Raw genomic sequence first — 14,828 nt, 5'->3', positions numbered from 1 at the left:
ATGAGAACCAGCCGCATTTTCCACGCCGTGGACTCGCACACTGAAGGCATGCCCACGCGCGTCATCACCGGCGGCATCGGGACGATCCCCGGTGCCACCATGGCTGAGCGCCGCCTCTGGTTCATGGAGAACAGCGACTGGATCCGTACCCTCCTTATGACCGAGCCGCGCGGCCACGCGTCGATGAGCGGGGCCATCCTCCAGCCATCCACGCGTCCGGACGCGGACTTCGGCGTGCTGTACATCGAGGTTTCCGGCCTGCTGCCGATGTGCGGCCACGGCACCATCGGCGTCGCAACGGTCCTCGTGGAGACCGGCATGGTGGAGGTTGTCGAGCCGGTGACTACCGTACGGCTCGACACTCCTGCCGGCTTGGTGATCGCCGAGGTGGCAGTTAAGGACGGGCACGCCGAGTCCGTGACCATCCGCAACGTTCCCTCGTTCGTGGACCGGCTCGACGCCAAGGTCGAAGTGCCCGGGTTCGGTCCTGTGTCCTACGACCTGGCGTTCGGCGGAAACTTCTACGCGATCGTGGACCTGGACAGCCTGGATTTGCCGTTCGAGCGCGGGCGCAAGGAGGACCTGCTCAAGGCCGGATTGGCGATCATGGACGCGATCAACGCCATGGACGAACCGGTCCACCCGGAGCGGGACGACATTCGCGGCTGCCATCACGTGTACCTCAAGGCGCCGGGCTCCACAGCCCAGCATTCCCGCCACGCGATGGCCATTCACCCGGGATGGTTCGACCGCTCCCCTTGCGGCACAGGCACGAGCGCGCGGATGGCCCAGTTGCACGGCCGAGGCGAGCTGGCCCTGGGCACGGACTTCGTCAACGAGTCCTACATAGGTTCGCGTTTCATCGGCCGCCTGGTCGAGGAGACGGAAGTGGCCGGCCGTCCAGCGGTGATCCCCACCGTCACAGGACGGGCCTGGCTGACCGGCACCGCACAGTATTTCCTCGATCCCACCGATCCCTTTCCTGCGGGGTTCCTGCTGTGAACATTCCCTACTTTGATTCGACGGCTGTCCGCACAGCTGCTCCTTGGACATCGGCCATCCAGGCCCTGGAGCAGGCGCTCCTGACAGTGGTTGACCCAGAGGACGACAGCCCGAGGTTATTCAGCCCCGCGCCAAACGGCGAATTCCTGCTCATGCCTGCAACGAACCGGCAGTACAGCGGGATCAAGGCGCTCACCGTGGCCCCGGCCAACCCGGCACGGGGGCTGGAAAAGATCCAGGGGGTCTATGTTCTCTTCGATTCGGACACCTCAACCCCCTTGGCCACGATGGACGGTAACGAACTCACGGCCATCCGGACACCGGCCACTACGCTGCTGGCCATCAAGCACATCCTTGCCTCGACGCCCCGCACCGCCGCTCCCCGTCACCCCGGCCCGACCCGGGTACTCGTGTTCGGCGCCGGAGTGCAGGCGCTCAACCACCTTCGCGCCACGCACGCCGTGCTCCCGGAGGCGAGCCTCGCCGTCGTCGGCCGGCGCCCGGAGCGGGTGACGGCGCTGATCGGGCAGTTGGCTGCCGAGGGTCTGGACGTCCGTCATGGCACCCCTGCCGAGGTCGCCGAGGCTGATGTGGTGATCTGCGCAACCTCCTCCCGTACGCCGCTGTTCGACGGCGGCCTGGTTGCCCCCTGTGCGGTAGTGGCAGCGGTGGGCCAGCACGGCCTGGATGCCCGGGAAGTCGACGCCAACCTTGTGCGGCACAGCGACGTCGTGGTCGAAGGACGGGCATCGGCGCTGCGCGAAGCCGGGGACCTCATACCTGCACGGTCTGCAGAGGAGTGGGAAGCGATCCGTCCCGCCAACCTCCGCGATCTGGTGAAAGGCGAATTCGTGCGCTCGGCGGAAAAGCCCTGCCTGTACTCGGGGGTGGGGATGGCATGGGAAGACCTCGTGATCGCCGGCCTGGTGTATGAAGGAGGCACTCGATCATGAATCCCGTACAAGGAGTGCTCACCGTGCCAACCAATAGCCAGCTCCCGATCGCCCCGCTCGGCCGCCAGCACAGCCTGCGCGAGTCAGTGACGGAGTCCTTGCGAACAGCGATCATCGCCGGCACGTTGGAGGAGGGCACCCTCTATTCCGCACCGGCCCTTGCCGCTGCCTTTGGCGTCTCAGCCACACCGGTGCGCGAGGCAATGATGGACCTGACGCGTGAAGGCCTGGTGGAGACCGTCAAGAACAAAGGTTTCCGCATCACCACCATGAGCGACCGGGAACTGGACGAGCTCACTGAGATCCGTCTGCTTCTGGAGCCTCCCGTTGTTGGTGACGTTGCCGGCAGTGTTCCACCATCCGGAGTCAAGGTCCTGCGGTCCATGGCCGACGACATTGTGGATGCTGCGCGGCAGGGCGACCTCACTGCCTACCTTTCCGCGGACCGCGTCTTCCACGCGGAGCTTCTGCGGTATGCCGGCAACGGCCAGCTTGTTGAATTGGCCACCAGCCTTCGGTCCCGAACCCGCCTGTACGGCCTCAAAATCCTGAGCGAGAGCAACCGCCTGGCTGATTCCGCGCAGGAACACCACGGCCTGCTGGACCTCATCGAGGCCGGAGACGGAGCCGCCGCGACTGAACTGATGCGCCAACACATCAGCCACGCCCGTGGCCTTTGGGCCACCGGGGAGACCGAGACAGCCCAGGAGAAGCAGACATGAACGCAGCGAGCGATGTGCTTGTCATCGGCGCAGGCGTAATCGGGGCCGCCACTGCCTATTTCGCAACCCAACAGGGCCTCACCGTGACCGTCCTGGACAAGGGGTTTCCCGCCAGCGGCACGTCATCGGCCTGCGAAGGAAACATCCTCGTCTCGGATAAAGAACTCGGCCCCGAGCTTGAGCTGACCCGCTACTCCCTAGACGTGTGGCATGGCGACCTGGCCGAACACAAGCGGCTCTGGGAATTCGAGTCCAAGGGCGGCATCATCGTGGCCTCCCGCGAAAGCAGCCTGGCCTCGCTCAACCGGGTGATGGCTTCCCAGTCCAACTACGGCGTTCTTGTGGACAGGCTGGACCCGGCTGAGCTGCGGAAAGCCGAACCGCACATCACGCCGGACGCCCTGGGCGGAGCGTTCTACCCCGAGGACTGCCAGGTGCAGCCCATGCTGGTCGCCGCGCATCTGGTCCGGCTGGCGACCGACGCCGGCGCACATTTCCTTGCGGATACGCCCGTCAGCGGCTTCCTCAGGAGCGGAGACCGCGTCACAGGCGTCCGGACACCGCGCGGCGACTTCTCCGCCGGCGCCGTGGTCAACTGCACCGGGACGTGGGCAGGCCAACTCGCCGCCCTGGCCAGGGTGAGCGTACCGGTCCTCCCCCGACGCGGCTTCGTAATGGTCACCGAGCCGCTGCCGCCCATGGTTCACCACAAGGTCTATGCGGCCGAATACATCGACAATGTGGGCAGTTCGGACGCCGGACTCCAGGCCTCCCCGGTGGTCGAAGGAACCCCCAGCGGCACCATCCTCATCGGTTCTACCCGCGAACGCGTCGGCTTCGACCGCACCGTAAGTACCGAAGCGCTCCGGCTTCTGGCGGGTAACTCCGTGGCGCTCTTTCCCTTCCTGGAACACGTCAAGGCCATCCGCCACTACCACGGCTTCCGGCCCTACTGCCCCGGATCACCTCCCGGTGATAGGACATGACGACCGGGCCCCCGGCCTGTGGCATGCGGCCGGCCACGAGGGTGCCGGCATTGGCCTTTCCGCAGGAACGGGCAAGCTCCTGGCACAGGCCCTGGCCGGCCAGTCGCCGGATCTTGACCTGGCCCCGTTTGCCCCGGCCCGGTACGGCGAACAAGCCCCTAACAGCACAACACACCGAGAGGAGGCCACAGCATGAACGCCTACACATCAGGAGATAACCTGCCCGGCGAGCCGGGCGAAGTAACCGTCACCTTTGACGGCCGTCCGCTCAGGACATCTGCGGGCCAAAGCGTTGGCTCGGCGCTGGTCACCAACGGCATCACCGCCTGGCGCGATACGCGCAAGCATGCACGTCCCCGCGGGCTGTTCTGCGGCATCGGGGTTTGCTTCGACTGTCTTGTCGCGGTGGACGGCGTACCTAATCAGCGCGCTTGCCTGGTGGAAGTCCGCGAGGGCATGGAAATCAAGGGTTCCTGCGAGCCCAATGTGCATCCATTGGCCGGATCCGAAGGGGGCCGGGAATGAGTGCCACCGTTCCGGGCATCGTTGAAGCGGACGTTGCCGTGGTGGGTGCGGGGCCGGCAGGGCTGGCAGCGGCCGTTTCGGCAGCCGAGGCCGGAGCCGGCGTCGTGGTTGTGGATGCCGGCCCCCAGCCCGGCGGCCAGTTCTGGCGGCACCGCCCCGAAACCGTGGAGCCCAACCCCGAGGGCATGGGCCACCATGGCTGGCGGACCTACCGGGACCTCCGTGCCCGATTCGACGCCGCCCGCCACACGGGCCGGATCACGTACATGCCCGGCCAGCAGGTCTGGATGGCGGAAAAGGCCGACGCCGGATTCGTTGTCCGCACCACGCCCACCGTGACCGCCGGCCTCACATCCGGGAAGGCCGACGGCGGCAGCACCGTCGTCGCCCGACGCCTCGTTTTGTGCCCCGGCGGCTACGACCGCCAGCTGCCGGTTCCCGGCTGGGACCTGCCCGGCGTGATGGCCGCCGGCGGAATCCAGGCGTTCATCAAGGGCAACGGTGCCCTGCCGGGGAAGCGCTTCGTCATCGCCGGCACGGGTCCGTTCCTTTTGCCGGTGGCGGCGGGCATTGCCGAAGCCGGCGGCGAGGTCCTCGCGGTGCTGGAATCGTCCTCCCCCAAGGCCTGGCTGCCGTACCTCAAGCCAGCCGCGGGTGTGCCCGGCAAGGCCGTTGAGGGTGTGGAGTACGCGGCCGTGTTCGCCCGGCACCGGATCCCGTACCGCATCAGGACCATCGTCACGGAAGTGCTGGGAACCGGCCGCACCTCCGGCGCGCGCACAGCCAAGGTGGACGCAGACAGCCGGGTCCGGCCCGGCACGGAGCGCGTTTACCGGGACGTGGATGTCGTCGGCTTCGGCTGGGGCTTCACACCCCAGATGGAGTTGCCCTTGGCCCTCGGAGTCGAAACCCGCGTGGACGCGGACGGCTCCCTGGTCGGCGTCGTCACCGAGCGCCAAGAGTCCAGCGTCCCCGGCCTGTTCCTTGCCGGGGAGGTCACCGGCGTCGGAGGCGCTACGCTGGCGGTCCTTGAGGGCCACACTGCCGGTGCATCCGCAGCAGCCGCTCCGGAACCCGCCGCGAAGTTGCAGGGCTTGCGTACCACGGCGCGGCACCGGCGCTTCGCCGAGGCTATGCACCGCGCCCACCCCGTGCCCGCCGCCTGGCAGGACTGGCTCGCTCCCGGGACCACCGTGTGCCGCTGCGAAGAGGTCACGGCCGGCGAGATCACCGGGGCCCGGGACAGCCTGGGAGCCCGCGACGCCCGCACCCTCAAATCCTTCACTCGTGCAGGAATGGGCTGGTGCCAGGGCCGCGTCTGTGGTTTCGCGGCCGCCTGCCTGGGCGCTGGCCCGGGCGCTGCTCCCACCATTGAGAGCCTGTCCGGCGCCGCAAAACGGCCTCTGGCTGCACCTGTGGGGATCGGCGAACTCGCCGCCCTCCAAACCACGGACAACTGACCTTCCCCGCCTGACCCTGCCTCCCGAAAGGAGACTGCCATGACCACGATCGCCCCGGCCTCCGCCGTCGTACTCCAGCCCACCACCGACGCCGAGCTGGAAAACCTGCTGGCAGCAGCTCAAACGGCGGCGGCGCCGCTCGCCGCATTCCGTCCCGCCGAGCGCGCCGTACTGCTCGACGCCGTTGCCGACGCCTTGGATGCTGCCGCCGGCCAGCTCATTCCCGTAGCCGAACGGGAGACCCACCTGCCCGAGGCGCGGCTGCGGGGAGAGCTCAAGCGCACCACCTTCCAGCTCCGGCTCTTCGGGGAGGAATTGCGCGACGGCGGCTACCTTGCCGCTCGCATCGACCATGCCGACGCCGACTGGTCCATGGGCGCGCCGCGACCGGACCTGCGGCGAGTTCGCGTGCCGGTGGGACCCGTGGTGGTGTTCGCGGCCAGCAACTTTCCCTTCGCGTTCTCCGTTGCCGGCGGCGACACCGCCTCGGCGCTGGCCGCAGGCAGCCCGGTACTGCTCAAGGCCCACTCCGGCCACCCCGGGTTGTCCCGGCTCACGGCCGAGGTGGTGACCTCCGCGCTCCACCAGGCCGGGGCTCCCGACGGCACGTTCGCACTCATCGCCGGGACCTCCGCGGGAGCCGCAGCACTGCGCGACCCGCGGGTCAAGGCCGGCGCTTTCACCGGGTCCATCCCGGGCGGCCGCGCACTGTTCGACATAGCGAATTCCCGGCCGGACCCCATCCCCTTCTTCGGGGAACTGGGCAGCAACAACCCTGCCTTCGTCACCGAGGGTGCAGCCAGCGAGCGTGGTGCGGAGATCGCCCAGGGGTTCGTGAGCTCCTTCACCATGGGGGCCGGACAATTCTGCACCAAGCCCGGGACGCTCTTCGTTCCGGCTGCATCCGGCATGGTGGAGGCCCTGCGAGAGGCCGCCCTGCCGCCGGCCGCGCCCCTGCTCAATGAACGGATCCAGTCCGGCTACGCCGATGTCCTGACGAACCTGCAGTCAAATCCGCGCCTCACGGTGCTGGCGCAGGGCGCAGGCCCGCTGGCCGATCCGCCGGCTCCGACGCTGCTCCTCACGACGGCGGCGGACATGCTCTCGGAGCCGCACGCCCTCCAGACCGAATGCTTCGGACCCGCCGCCGTAGTGGTTACCTACGACGACGAGTCCCAACTCGCCGAGCTCGCCGAGACCTTCGAGGGTCAACTGACCGCGACCGTTCATGGAACTGATTCCTGCCAGGTGGCCGAACTTGTGGAGGTCCTGGCCCGCAAGGCGGGACGGGTGGTCTGGAACCAGTGGCCGACAGGTGTCTCGGTGACCCACGCGCAGCAGCATGGCGGACCGTACCCGGCAACCACAGCGGCCGGAAGCACCTCCGTTGGAACCGCCGCGATCGAGCGCTTCCTGCGGCCGGTCGCGTACCAGGGCTTCCCCCAGCACCTCCTGCCGGAGGCACTGCGCGGGGACAATCCCCTCGGAGTTCCCCGGCTGGTGGACGGCCGGCGGGAGGCGTAGCCATGGTTGTAGTTCAGTGGTTGCAGGCTGTTACCCGGCGCGGAGGACGGCCATCAGGCCAGGCTGGCCGGCATGTTCCCCAAAGAGATCCCGGGCAGCGGATCGTGAGCGAACGCTTGGATGCCAGCGACTCCTACTGGTGGATTCTCGCCGGCGGAATACACGTTCCCGGATTCGGCGCCTATGTTGGAGCGCCTGACGAGACCTAGTCCGAAGCTCGTCGTCGACTGCCTGAGAATCCGCGCGAAGACGAGCGTTGCCGTTTGGGCACAGAACTCTATGGAAAGGCAGGGTTTTCCAAGGCAGGGCAGAGACCACCCTTGCTGTGACCGGCGGCATCGTCATTATGGAGCGATATCGGCCCCGGGGAGATTGTCGCAAGCACCGTGGATCAGTGCACATGACACCTCCCGTTCAGCGGACATTCGTTGTAACGCTAAGTGCCTATCAGTAAATGGTTTTGGTCCGCGCGAGGGCATGAGGGCTTCGATCGCGCCATATTGTGCAAGGCTGGTTACATGGATCTGGAGGTGTCGCCCGCGCTCACGATTCCCACGTCGGAACTCGGCTGGCGGTTCTCGCGTTCATCCGGCCCAGGCGGTCAACACGTCAACACCACGGACAGCCGCGTCGAGCTCTCCTGGAATATCAGCGACTCTACGGCCCTTTCCGATGGCCAACGGCTGATGCTGCTCACGCGTCTCGGCCGACGAATCATCGCCGGGGTGATCACCGTAACTGCCTCCGAGAGGCGCTCCCAGCTACGCAATCGCGAGATCGCCCTCGCCAAGCTGGCCGACCTCCTGGCAGAGGGTCTCGCTCCCGAAACGGTTCCCCGCCGGGCGACCAAACCCACCCGCGGCTCCAACCGTCGGCGCCTCGCCGCAAAGGAACAACGGGCGGCCACGAAACGGCAACGACAACGACCGTCCGCCGAGTAGCAAGGGTGACGTTCTCACCGTGCAGCTTTAGGTTTCCGGAGCTGGCCGGTGGCGCCGCCGGCCAGCGGGGAACGCCCACATCTACATGTCGGCGAGCTCGAAGATCTCAAGCGTGAACTTGCCACTGGCTTCGGACAGGTACGGGTGCCCGTCCGTGAGCGCCTTCGCGCCATCGAGGTTTTCGGCTTCGACGATCGAGTAGCCGTTCAGGTCCGAAGCATCAGCTGCCAATCCGTCGTCGGCCACTGCGGTCCGCGCGGCGAACGGGGTGCCGAAGTCGACCATCGCCGGGCCCAGCTTCTCCATCCAGGCACGCCACACGGCCATCTGTTCGGCGGACTGCTCCGGCGTGAACTGGTCCATCGGCCGGGCGGGCCCCTTGTAGAGGTACATGAACTTGCTCATGGCGATTCCTTTCTGTGCGTTTTTTCGGTGGGTTGGCTCAGGCTTCGAGGAGCGCCTTGAGTTTCGTGAGGTCCTTGCGCATGGCACGGCGCATCATGGGAGCAATGACCAGGCTGGCGACGGCGGAGAAACCCGCCGGCGTTCCGGTGTTGCGCAGCGTCATATGCGTGGATCCGTTGCCGGCGTCGGCCCAGGTGTACGTTGTCTGCATCGGGAAGGGCCCTTGCGCGGTGCGCATGACCAGCTTCCTGCCCGGATCAAGTTCGGTAAATTCATAGACGTAGTCCAGCGCTTTGCCCATGAACTGCGCCCTGAACGCCACCTTGGACCCCTGGACCAACGGCGGAGCCGTTTCCCAGTTGACGCCCTTAATGTTCGAGTACCAGTCCGGCGCGTTGTCCGGATTTCCCGCATAGGCGGACACGACGTCGCGCGGGCGGCGGATCTCGATCTCCGTCGCTACATCAACCATGCGCGTCCCCTCCCTTCATATCCGTCGGCGGCTTCTTATATCCGTCTGCGTTTTCAGATCCCGGCAACCTGCCGGCCGGTGAAGGCGACCAGGCGTTCCATGCTGGCCGACGATTCATCCACCAGCGTTTCCGCCGCAAAGCTCTTGCCGCGCATCTGCGGGCTGATGGTGTTCCGGGCAAGGCCCAGCACATAGTCCGAGAGCGCCGGGGCAACGGTGAGTTCCTGCCCCGTGGCCGTGGCAAAGTCCCAGGCGTGGACGACCAGTTCGAGATTCAGGATGTTGGCAACCAAGGTGGCGGGCAGTTCGGCGAAGCCCATGTCCAGGGTTCCTTCAGTTCCGTTGGCCCGGAATGCCTCCAGCGTGGCCTGCGCTGCGTCCGCGATCCGGACCTCCGCGCTGCCCCCCGGCTGATCGGCAACCGTCACGCCGAGAGACTTGCCGATGGACGCGATGGATCCGAAGAGGTGGTCCAGGAGGGCGGCCACCGTGAAGTCTGCGCAGGGCGTCGGCAAGGCCAGGTGGGACTCGTTGAGCCCTCGGAGGACGCGCTGGGCAACAGCCAGGGCCGCTTCGGCGCTGGTGAGCTCGTTCATCGGGTCCGGAACTGCAGCCCACTCATCAGGGCCCGCATCTCCGTTGGCGGCCAGCAGGACGAGGCGCTCAAGGAAGTGGTTCCAGCCTTCGGCGTGGCTCGCCTCCTGCTGCTCGTTCAGCCCCTCGTGGATCAGTTGGACGGTAGTTCCGCCGTCGACTGCTTCCAGGTTCACCGTCACGGTGGACGCCCCAGGCGGCAGGCCGGCGTCGCCCTCCCAGCCCCAGGTGTAAACGATCCGCTTGCCGGGCTCGATTTCGGTGAAACTTCCCATCGCCGAGTGGCCCGGGGTGATGGTCCACCGGTAGTCGCCGCCCACCCGGAGATCCACCCGCGCCGCCACGGTCTTCCAGCGCCGGAGCCGTTCCGGCTCGGTGATGAGGGCGAAGGCGGCGTCCGGATCTACCGGTAGGAACACGGTCTTGTTGAAAGTCATCAGAAATTCCCTTGCGATGGTTGTGGGCCCAGCCGGCCGGCGTCGGCCACCAACAGGTCCAGTTCAGTTGTCCAAAACGCTTCGAATTGTTCACGCAGCCGGACCATGCCGGCACCGTCCAGGCGGTAGTACCTGTTCCGGCCGTCTTTCCTGGCCGTCACGAGCCCCACTTCCGAAAGAAGCAGCAGATGCTGGGATACAGCCGACCGGCTGACGGGGAAGTGCCCGGACAGCTCGGTGACCGTCTTCTCGCCTTCCGCCAGGAGCCGGAGCAGCGCCCGCCTGTTCGGCTCCGTTGCGACTTCCAGAAGATCAGGCACAACAAATACGTTAGTCTTCACTAACGCATTAGGCAAGAGCCCAGGGTCCGGGTGTCAGACCAACGACACGCAGAGAAGAAACTCCTACCCGATTCGTTCGTCTCAGATCATGTCGCCCAAGCCAACGGCGTCCATGACCAGGCACCAAAGGACATGCCGTGGATCCAGGCAAGGAAGGAGGCAGCCGGCAACAGCACCGGCCACCAATAAAAAAGGCCCCCGAAGGAGCCCCTCACAACTCAATATGTGAACACTCAGAGGCCAACAAGCCCCTGAACAGGGAAAGCACGTCCGTTTCAGGACACCGACCCCAGAGCTGGCCCAGTCATGGGCCAGCCCGCCATTCATAAGCCGATCGAAGTACAGGGCCTGATGGGCCGGTGGAATCCGCCGACTCCGAAGTGGACAATGCCCGCCGTCAGTTTCGCTTGACTTCATGCATTGGCTAGCCTTCCGACGCAGCGAAGGATCCGGTCAAGGAACCCAGCTCTGTCGAGGTGGGCGGGTTGGCGCCCGGCCTTGAACAGGTCACTGCGGCTGCCCGGTTCGCGTATGCGGCCAGGGCGTGCAGTTGATCCGGGGTGAGGTCCTGCAGGCGTGGCCTCGCGGCGGCCCCCAGTGCGTCCATCTGGGCGAGCCCGGAAATCAGGCCGGCCATGAAGGAGTCCCCCGCCCCGACGGTGTCTGCCACTGTGATGGACTCCCCCGGCATTTCCACGCGTCCGTGCCGGGTCAGGATTACTGGGCCTTGGGCGCCGCGGGTCAGGGCCACCACCGATGGTCCGAGCTCCAGCCAGGCCGCCATCGACTCCTCCGGCGTCCTCTCGGGGTAGAGCCAGCGGAGGTCCTCGTCGCTGGCTTTGACGATGTCGCTCGCGGCAACAAACTCTTCGGCCTGCTCCCGGGCTGCGGCCGTGTCCGGGCTGATGGCCGGCCGGCAGTTGGGGTCAAAGCTGATTGTGGCATGATGCCGTGCCGCCTCGAGCAGTCCCAGGACGGTCTTGTTCCCCGGAGGCAGGACAGTCGCGATGGATCCGGTGTGGACATGGAGCGAGCTCTCCACCGCTGCCAGGGCCGGGATGGAAGCTCCGTTAATGTCCCAGCCAATGGAAAAGGTGTATTGCGCGGCTCCAGTGTCGTCCAGGGTAGCCACGGCTGTTGAGGTCGGCAGGGAGCCGCCGACAATGGCACTGACACCGTTGTTCTCCAGATGCTCGGCGATCAACTGGCCGTAGGGGTCCTCTGCAAAGTCGGTGACGAGTTTGGTCCGCAGGTCCAGGCGGGCACAGCCGACGGCTACGTTCAGGGGGCTGCCGCCGGGGTGCGTCTCGGGCGCGGGGGTTCCCCGGCTCGGGTCATCGATGATGTCAACGAGTGACTCGCCGATGACGCTGACCAAAGCGTCGTCAGAGAGCTCTGATTCGGGACCGTTCTCGTGTGATGGCATGGCTGCTTCCTTGCAGGTCGGGGCTGTACGTGGCTGCTGATGGCTGCGGGCTTAGCGGCCCGGGTAGACGACTGCTTTGAGCTGGCCGGGCTGCTTGCCGGCTTTGAGCGCTTTTTCGGATTCGGCGAGGGTGAACCTGCCGGTGACCAGGATGTCCATGTCTACCTTCCCGTCGGCGATCAGCTGGATCGCCAGCGGCCAGGTGTTGGTGTAGCGGAAAACACCGGAGAGCCAGATCTCCCGGTTCTGGATAAACGACACCGGGAGTTCGACGTCGTCGGACCCGAGCCCCACCAGGATGACACGGCCGGCCGGTCCCACGGCTTTGATGCCGGAGCGGACGGCCTGCGGGGCACCGGAGGCGTCGATGAAGGCGTCAACGTCCAGCCCTTCGACGCTGTCCGTTTTGGCGTTGAGCGCGTGGGTCGCGCCGTGCTCCAGTGCGAAGGTAAGGCGGTCCTCGGCGATGTCGGTGATATAGATTTCGGTGGCGCCGAAGGCGCGGGCGGCCTGGGCGGCGATGATCCCGATCGGCCCGGCGCCGGCGATCAGGACCCGGCTGCCGGGCTTGATTTCCGCTCGCTCACAGGCCCACAGCCCCACCGACAGTGGCTCGATGAGGGCGGCTGCCTCGTCGCTGACGCTGTCCGGGATGTCATAAGCGAAGTCGGACTGGATAGTCACGTATTCGGCGAAGGCGCCATCGATCGGCGGGGTGGCGTAGAACTCGATGTCGGGGCAAAGGTTGTAGCGTCCGGCTTTGCACTGCTTGCACGTGCGGCACGGCCGCTGGGGTTCAACAGCCACCCGGTTGCCGACGCGGGAGGGGTCAACAGCGCTCCCGACGGCGGCGATCCGGCCGGAGAGTTCATGGCCGAGGATCAGCGGGTGGTCCACCACGTAGTCGCCGATCCGGCCGTGTTCGTAGTAGTGGACGTCGCTGCCGCAGACGCCGACAGCGGCCACCCGAACCAGGACCTGGTCGGCGTCGAGTTGCGGTAGGGGCAGGGTTTCCATGGCCATGTCGCCCTGGCTTTTCAGGATGTTGGCGCGCATGGTAGCCGGAAGTTCCGGCTGTCCGAGGGCCGGGGACTGTGCGGTTGATGTTGTCATCGAAGTATTCCTTTGGGAATTTGAAGGGTAAGGGCTGGTTACTTGACCGCGCCGAGCGAGAGGCCCTGGACGAGTTTGTCCTGGGCGGCGAAGCCGGCGAACAGCACGGGCAGTGAGATCACGACGGCGGCCGCGCAGACTTTGGCGAGGAAGAGTCCCTGGCCTGAGACGAAGCCGGTGAGGAACACGGGGGCTGTGCCGGCGACGACGCCGGTGAGGACCCGGGCGAGGAGGAGTTCGTTCCAGCTGAAGATGAAGCAGATCAGGGCGGTGGCGGCGATGCCGGGCATTGCCACGGGGGCGATGATCTTGCGGAGGGTGAGGAGGAGGTTGGCGCCGTCGATTTGTGCTGCTTCGAGCATTTCTTCGGGGACTTCGGCGAGGAAGGAGCGCATCATCCAGACGGCGATGGGCAGGTTCATGGACGTGTACATCAGGATCAGGAACCAGATGTTGTCCAGTGCCCCGACGGTCCGGGCGAAGAGGTAGAGCGGCAGGATCGCAGCGACCACGGGCATCATCTTGGTGGAGAGGAAGAAAAACATCACGTCGGTCCACTTCTTCACCGGCCGGATGGAGAGGGCGTAGGCGGCGGGGATGGCCAGGGCCAGGACGAGGACGGTGGACAGGATCGACGCGGTGGCGGAGTTGATCAGTGAAGGCCACGGGCTCACCCCGGAGGTTTCGCCGAAGAACTCCTTGTAGGCGTCCAGGGTGAGGTTGGCCGCGATGGAGGGCGGGTTGGTCGCTGCGTCCGTTTCGGAGTGGAAGGAAGTCAGGATCATCCACAGGACCGGGGCTACGAAGAGGAGCGCCAGCAGCCAGGCGGCGATGCCCGCGGCGGTGTTGTTGCGGGTGGGGTCCATCCGGGTCTTGCCGCGCCGTGCACTGCGGCCGGTATTCAGCGCGGTGGGGCCGGGGGGCGTGCTCTGCGGTGCGGCGGGGGTGAGGGTGCTCATCGTGCTGCCTCCTTCTTGAAGAGTGAAAAGACGGTGCGGAGGGCAAAGGTGGCCACGATGATGGTGCCGATGACCACCACGACGCCGGCGGCGGACGCCAGGCCGTATTCGTTGGCGAAGTAGAACGTCTGGTAAATGGCGTAGGGCAGGTTGGCGGTGCCCAGTCCGCCTGCGGTGAGGGTGAAGACGGCGTCGAAGTTCTGCACGATGTAGATCGCTCCGAGCAGGCCGCCGAGTTCGAGGTACTGGCGCAGGTGCGGCAACGTGAGGTGCCCGGAAGATCGCCCACGGGCTGGCGCCGTCCATCTGGGCGGCTTCCACGGTGTCCATGGGACGGGACTGCAGACCCGCCAGCAGGATGAGCATCATGAACGGCGTCCACTGCCACACCAGCGACACGATGACGGCCATCATCGGTGCCTGGGATAGCAGGTCCAGCTGGGGCGGGGTGACACTGCCGAAGAGGGACCAGATCCACGTCAGGATGCCGTTGATGAGGCCGTAGGTGGGGTTGAGCAGGGCGTGCTTCCAGATGAGAGCGGCGGCCACCGGGACAACGAGGAATGGCGCGATCAGCAGGGTGCGTGCCAGTCCTCGGCCGATGAACTTCTTGTCCAGCAGCAGTGCCAGGCCCAGGCCAATGAGCAGGCTGGCCAGGACCACGGCGACCGTGAGGAGGATGGTGGTGAAGATGGCTTGGCGCAGGTCCGGGTCCGTGAGGACCGTAACGTAATTCTCCAGGCCGGCAAATGCGGTCTTGTCAGGGCTCAGGCTGTTCCAGTTCAGGAACGAGATGATCAGCGTCACCACAAACGGGAGCTGGGTGACGATGATGAGGAAGATCAGGGCCGGCAGCAGCGGTGCGCGCCGTGCCCAGGCCAGGGCGCGTTCGCGCGTCCGGGCGTCCCGTGATGGTTTGGTGGCGTTGTGTCCCGGGCGGGAGATGCGCGCCGTTGCGGTAGTCATGA

At 66.3% G+C, this 14,828-nt stretch carries 16 protein-coding genes and 1 pseudogene; 9 read left to right on the top strand and 8 right to left on the bottom strand.

Features of this window, described 5'->3' with window-relative positions:
• The 9 genes from QFZ33_RS13435 to arfB all read left to right on the top strand — a co-directional run bounded on the left by QFZ33_RS13435 (position 1) and on the right by arfB (position 8,113).
• Complete coding sequence (locus tag QFZ33_RS13435; protein WP_307028191.1) at positions 1-1,002, top strand: proline racemase family protein; 1,002 nt, start codon at positions 1-3, stop codon at positions 1,000-1,002.
• Positions 999-1,955, top strand: coding sequence for an ornithine cyclodeaminase family protein (locus tag QFZ33_RS13430; protein WP_307028189.1), 957 nt, complete (start codon positions 999-1,001; stop codon positions 1,953-1,955). Before QFZ33_RS13435 ends, QFZ33_RS13430 begins: the two co-directional genes overlap by 4 nt.
• A complete protein-coding gene (locus QFZ33_RS13425) occupies positions 1,952-2,677 on the top strand; it encodes a GntR family transcriptional regulator (protein WP_307028188.1) in 726 nt (241 codons plus the stop codon). Before QFZ33_RS13430 ends, QFZ33_RS13425 begins: the two co-directional genes overlap by 4 nt.
• A complete protein-coding gene (locus QFZ33_RS13420; RefSeq protein ID WP_307028185.1) occupies positions 2,674-3,663 on the top strand; it encodes an NAD(P)/FAD-dependent oxidoreductase in 990 nt (329 codons plus the stop codon). Before QFZ33_RS13425 ends, QFZ33_RS13420 begins: the two co-directional genes overlap by 4 nt.
• A complete protein-coding gene (locus tag QFZ33_RS13415) occupies positions 3,650-3,859 on the top strand; it encodes a hypothetical protein (RefSeq protein WP_307028184.1) in 210 nt (69 codons plus the stop codon). The genes QFZ33_RS13420 and QFZ33_RS13415 overlap by 14 nt, the downstream gene beginning before the upstream one ends.
• A complete protein-coding gene (locus tag QFZ33_RS13410; protein WP_307028182.1) occupies positions 3,856-4,188 on the top strand; it encodes a (2Fe-2S)-binding protein in 333 nt (110 codons plus the stop codon). The genes QFZ33_RS13415 and QFZ33_RS13410 overlap by 4 nt, the downstream gene beginning before the upstream one ends.
• Positions 4,185-5,648: an FAD-dependent oxidoreductase gene (locus QFZ33_RS13405; RefSeq protein WP_307028181.1), complete on the top strand. Its 1,464-nt coding sequence runs from the start codon at positions 4,185-4,187 to the stop codon at positions 5,646-5,648. The genes QFZ33_RS13410 and QFZ33_RS13405 overlap by 4 nt, the downstream gene beginning before the upstream one ends.
• Positions 5,649-5,687: 39 nt before the next feature.
• Positions 5,688-7,172 carry an aldehyde dehydrogenase (NADP(+)) gene (locus QFZ33_RS13400; RefSeq protein ID WP_307028179.1) on the top strand — a complete coding sequence of 495 codons (1,485 nt, stop codon included), beginning with the start codon at positions 5,688-5,690 and terminating at the stop codon, positions 7,170-7,172.
• A 518-nt stretch (positions 7,173-7,690) separates the two neighbouring features.
• Entirely contained in the window at positions 7,691-8,113 is a 423-nt protein-coding gene (arfB, locus tag QFZ33_RS13395; RefSeq protein ID WP_307028177.1) for an alternative ribosome rescue aminoacyl-tRNA hydrolase ArfB, read from the top strand.
• Between the two features lie 81 nt (positions 8,114-8,194).
• Here the strand turns inward: arfB and QFZ33_RS13390 are convergent, their stop codons facing one another.
• From QFZ33_RS13390 to QFZ33_RS13355, 8 genes and pseudogenes are all read right to left on the bottom strand, one after another.
• Positions 8,195-8,518 carry a hypothetical protein gene (locus tag QFZ33_RS13390; RefSeq protein WP_307028175.1) on the bottom strand — a complete coding sequence of 108 codons (324 nt, stop codon included), beginning with the start codon at positions 8,516-8,518 and terminating at the stop codon, positions 8,195-8,197.
• A 37-nt stretch (positions 8,519-8,555) separates the two neighbouring features.
• Complete coding sequence (locus QFZ33_RS13385; RefSeq protein WP_307028171.1) at positions 8,556-8,990, bottom strand: SRPBCC family protein; 435 nt, start codon at positions 8,988-8,990, stop codon at positions 8,556-8,558.
• A 53-nt stretch (positions 8,991-9,043) separates the two neighbouring features.
• A complete protein-coding gene (locus tag QFZ33_RS13380; RefSeq protein ID WP_307028170.1) occupies positions 9,044-10,021 on the bottom strand; it encodes a TIGR03086 family metal-binding protein in 978 nt (325 codons plus the stop codon).
• The gene (locus tag QFZ33_RS13375) at positions 10,021-10,341 is read right to left on the bottom strand and encodes an ArsR/SmtB family transcription factor (protein WP_307028167.1); all 321 of its coding nucleotides are present in this window, start codon (positions 10,339-10,341) and stop codon (positions 10,021-10,023) included. The genes QFZ33_RS13380 and QFZ33_RS13375 overlap by 1 nt, the downstream gene beginning before the upstream one ends.
• A 445-nt stretch (positions 10,342-10,786) precedes the next feature.
• Positions 10,787-11,788 (bottom strand): carbohydrate kinase family protein, encoded by a 1,002-nt coding sequence (locus tag QFZ33_RS13370; RefSeq protein ID WP_307028166.1) that lies wholly within the window; start codon positions 11,786-11,788, stop codon positions 10,787-10,789.
• 51 nt (positions 11,789-11,839) lie between these two features.
• Positions 11,840-12,901: an NAD(P)-dependent alcohol dehydrogenase gene (locus QFZ33_RS13365; protein WP_307028164.1), complete on the bottom strand. Its 1,062-nt coding sequence runs from the start codon at positions 12,899-12,901 to the stop codon at positions 11,840-11,842.
• 38 nt (positions 12,902-12,939) lie between these two features.
• The gene (locus tag QFZ33_RS13360; RefSeq protein ID WP_307028162.1) at positions 12,940-13,860 is read right to left on the bottom strand and encodes a carbohydrate ABC transporter permease; all 921 of its coding nucleotides are present in this window, start codon (positions 13,858-13,860) and stop codon (positions 12,940-12,942) included.
• A pseudogene (locus QFZ33_RS13355) lies at positions 13,857-14,826 on the bottom strand (carbohydrate ABC transporter permease). Before QFZ33_RS13355 ends, QFZ33_RS13360 begins: the two are co-directional and overlap by 4 nt.
• Between the last annotated feature and the right edge of the window lie 2 nt (positions 14,827-14,828).

The sequence above is a fragment of the Arthrobacter globiformis genome, from assembly GCF_030815865.1.
GTDB lineage: Bacteria > Actinomycetota > Actinomycetes > Actinomycetales > Micrococcaceae > Arthrobacter > Arthrobacter globiformis_B.
Note: the sequence above shows the minus strand (reverse complement) of the source record. Positions and strands in the feature narration are given on the sequence as shown.

Excerpts from the sequence above, each read along its gene's own strand:
- QFZ33_RS13435 (WP_307028191.1), top strand. The coding sequence starts at position 1 with ATGAGAACCAGCCGCATTTTCCACGCCGTGGACTCGCACACTGAAGGC.
- QFZ33_RS13360 (WP_307028162.1), bottom strand. The coding sequence starts at position 13,860 with ATGAGCACCCTCACCCCCGCCGCACCGCAGAGCACGCCCCCCGGCCCC.
- QFZ33_RS13405 (WP_307028181.1), top strand. The coding sequence starts at position 4,185 with ATGAGTGCCACCGTTCCGGGCATCGTTGAAGCGGACGTTGCCGTGGTG.
- QFZ33_RS13420 (WP_307028185.1), top strand. The coding sequence starts at position 2,674 with ATGAACGCAGCGAGCGATGTGCTTGTCATCGGCGCAGGCGTAATCGGG.
- QFZ33_RS13410 (WP_307028182.1), top strand. The coding sequence starts at position 3,856 with ATGAACGCCTACACATCAGGAGATAACCTGCCCGGCGAGCCGGGCGAA.
- QFZ33_RS13390 (WP_307028175.1), bottom strand. The coding sequence starts at position 8,518 with ATGAGCAAGTTCATGTACCTCTACAAGGGGCCCGCCCGGCCGATGGAC.
- arfB (WP_307028177.1), top strand. The coding sequence starts at position 7,691 with ATGGATCTGGAGGTGTCGCCCGCGCTCACGATTCCCACGTCGGAACTC.
- QFZ33_RS13400 (WP_307028179.1), top strand. The coding sequence starts at position 5,688 with ATGACCACGATCGCCCCGGCCTCCGCCGTCGTACTCCAGCCCACCACC.
- QFZ33_RS13385 (WP_307028171.1), bottom strand. The coding sequence starts at position 8,990 with ATGGTTGATGTAGCGACGGAGATCGAGATCCGCCGCCCGCGCGACGTC.
- QFZ33_RS13370 (WP_307028166.1), bottom strand. The coding sequence starts at position 11,788 with ATGCCATCACACGAGAACGGTCCCGAATCAGAGCTCTCTGACGACGCT.
- QFZ33_RS13365 (WP_307028164.1), bottom strand. The coding sequence starts at position 12,901 with ATGACAACATCAACCGCACAGTCCCCGGCCCTCGGACAGCCGGAACTT.
- QFZ33_RS13380 (WP_307028170.1), bottom strand. The coding sequence starts at position 10,021 with ATGACTTTCAACAAGACCGTGTTCCTACCGGTAGATCCGGACGCCGCC.
- QFZ33_RS13425 (WP_307028188.1), top strand. The coding sequence starts at position 1,952 with ATGAATCCCGTACAAGGAGTGCTCACCGTGCCAACCAATAGCCAGCTC.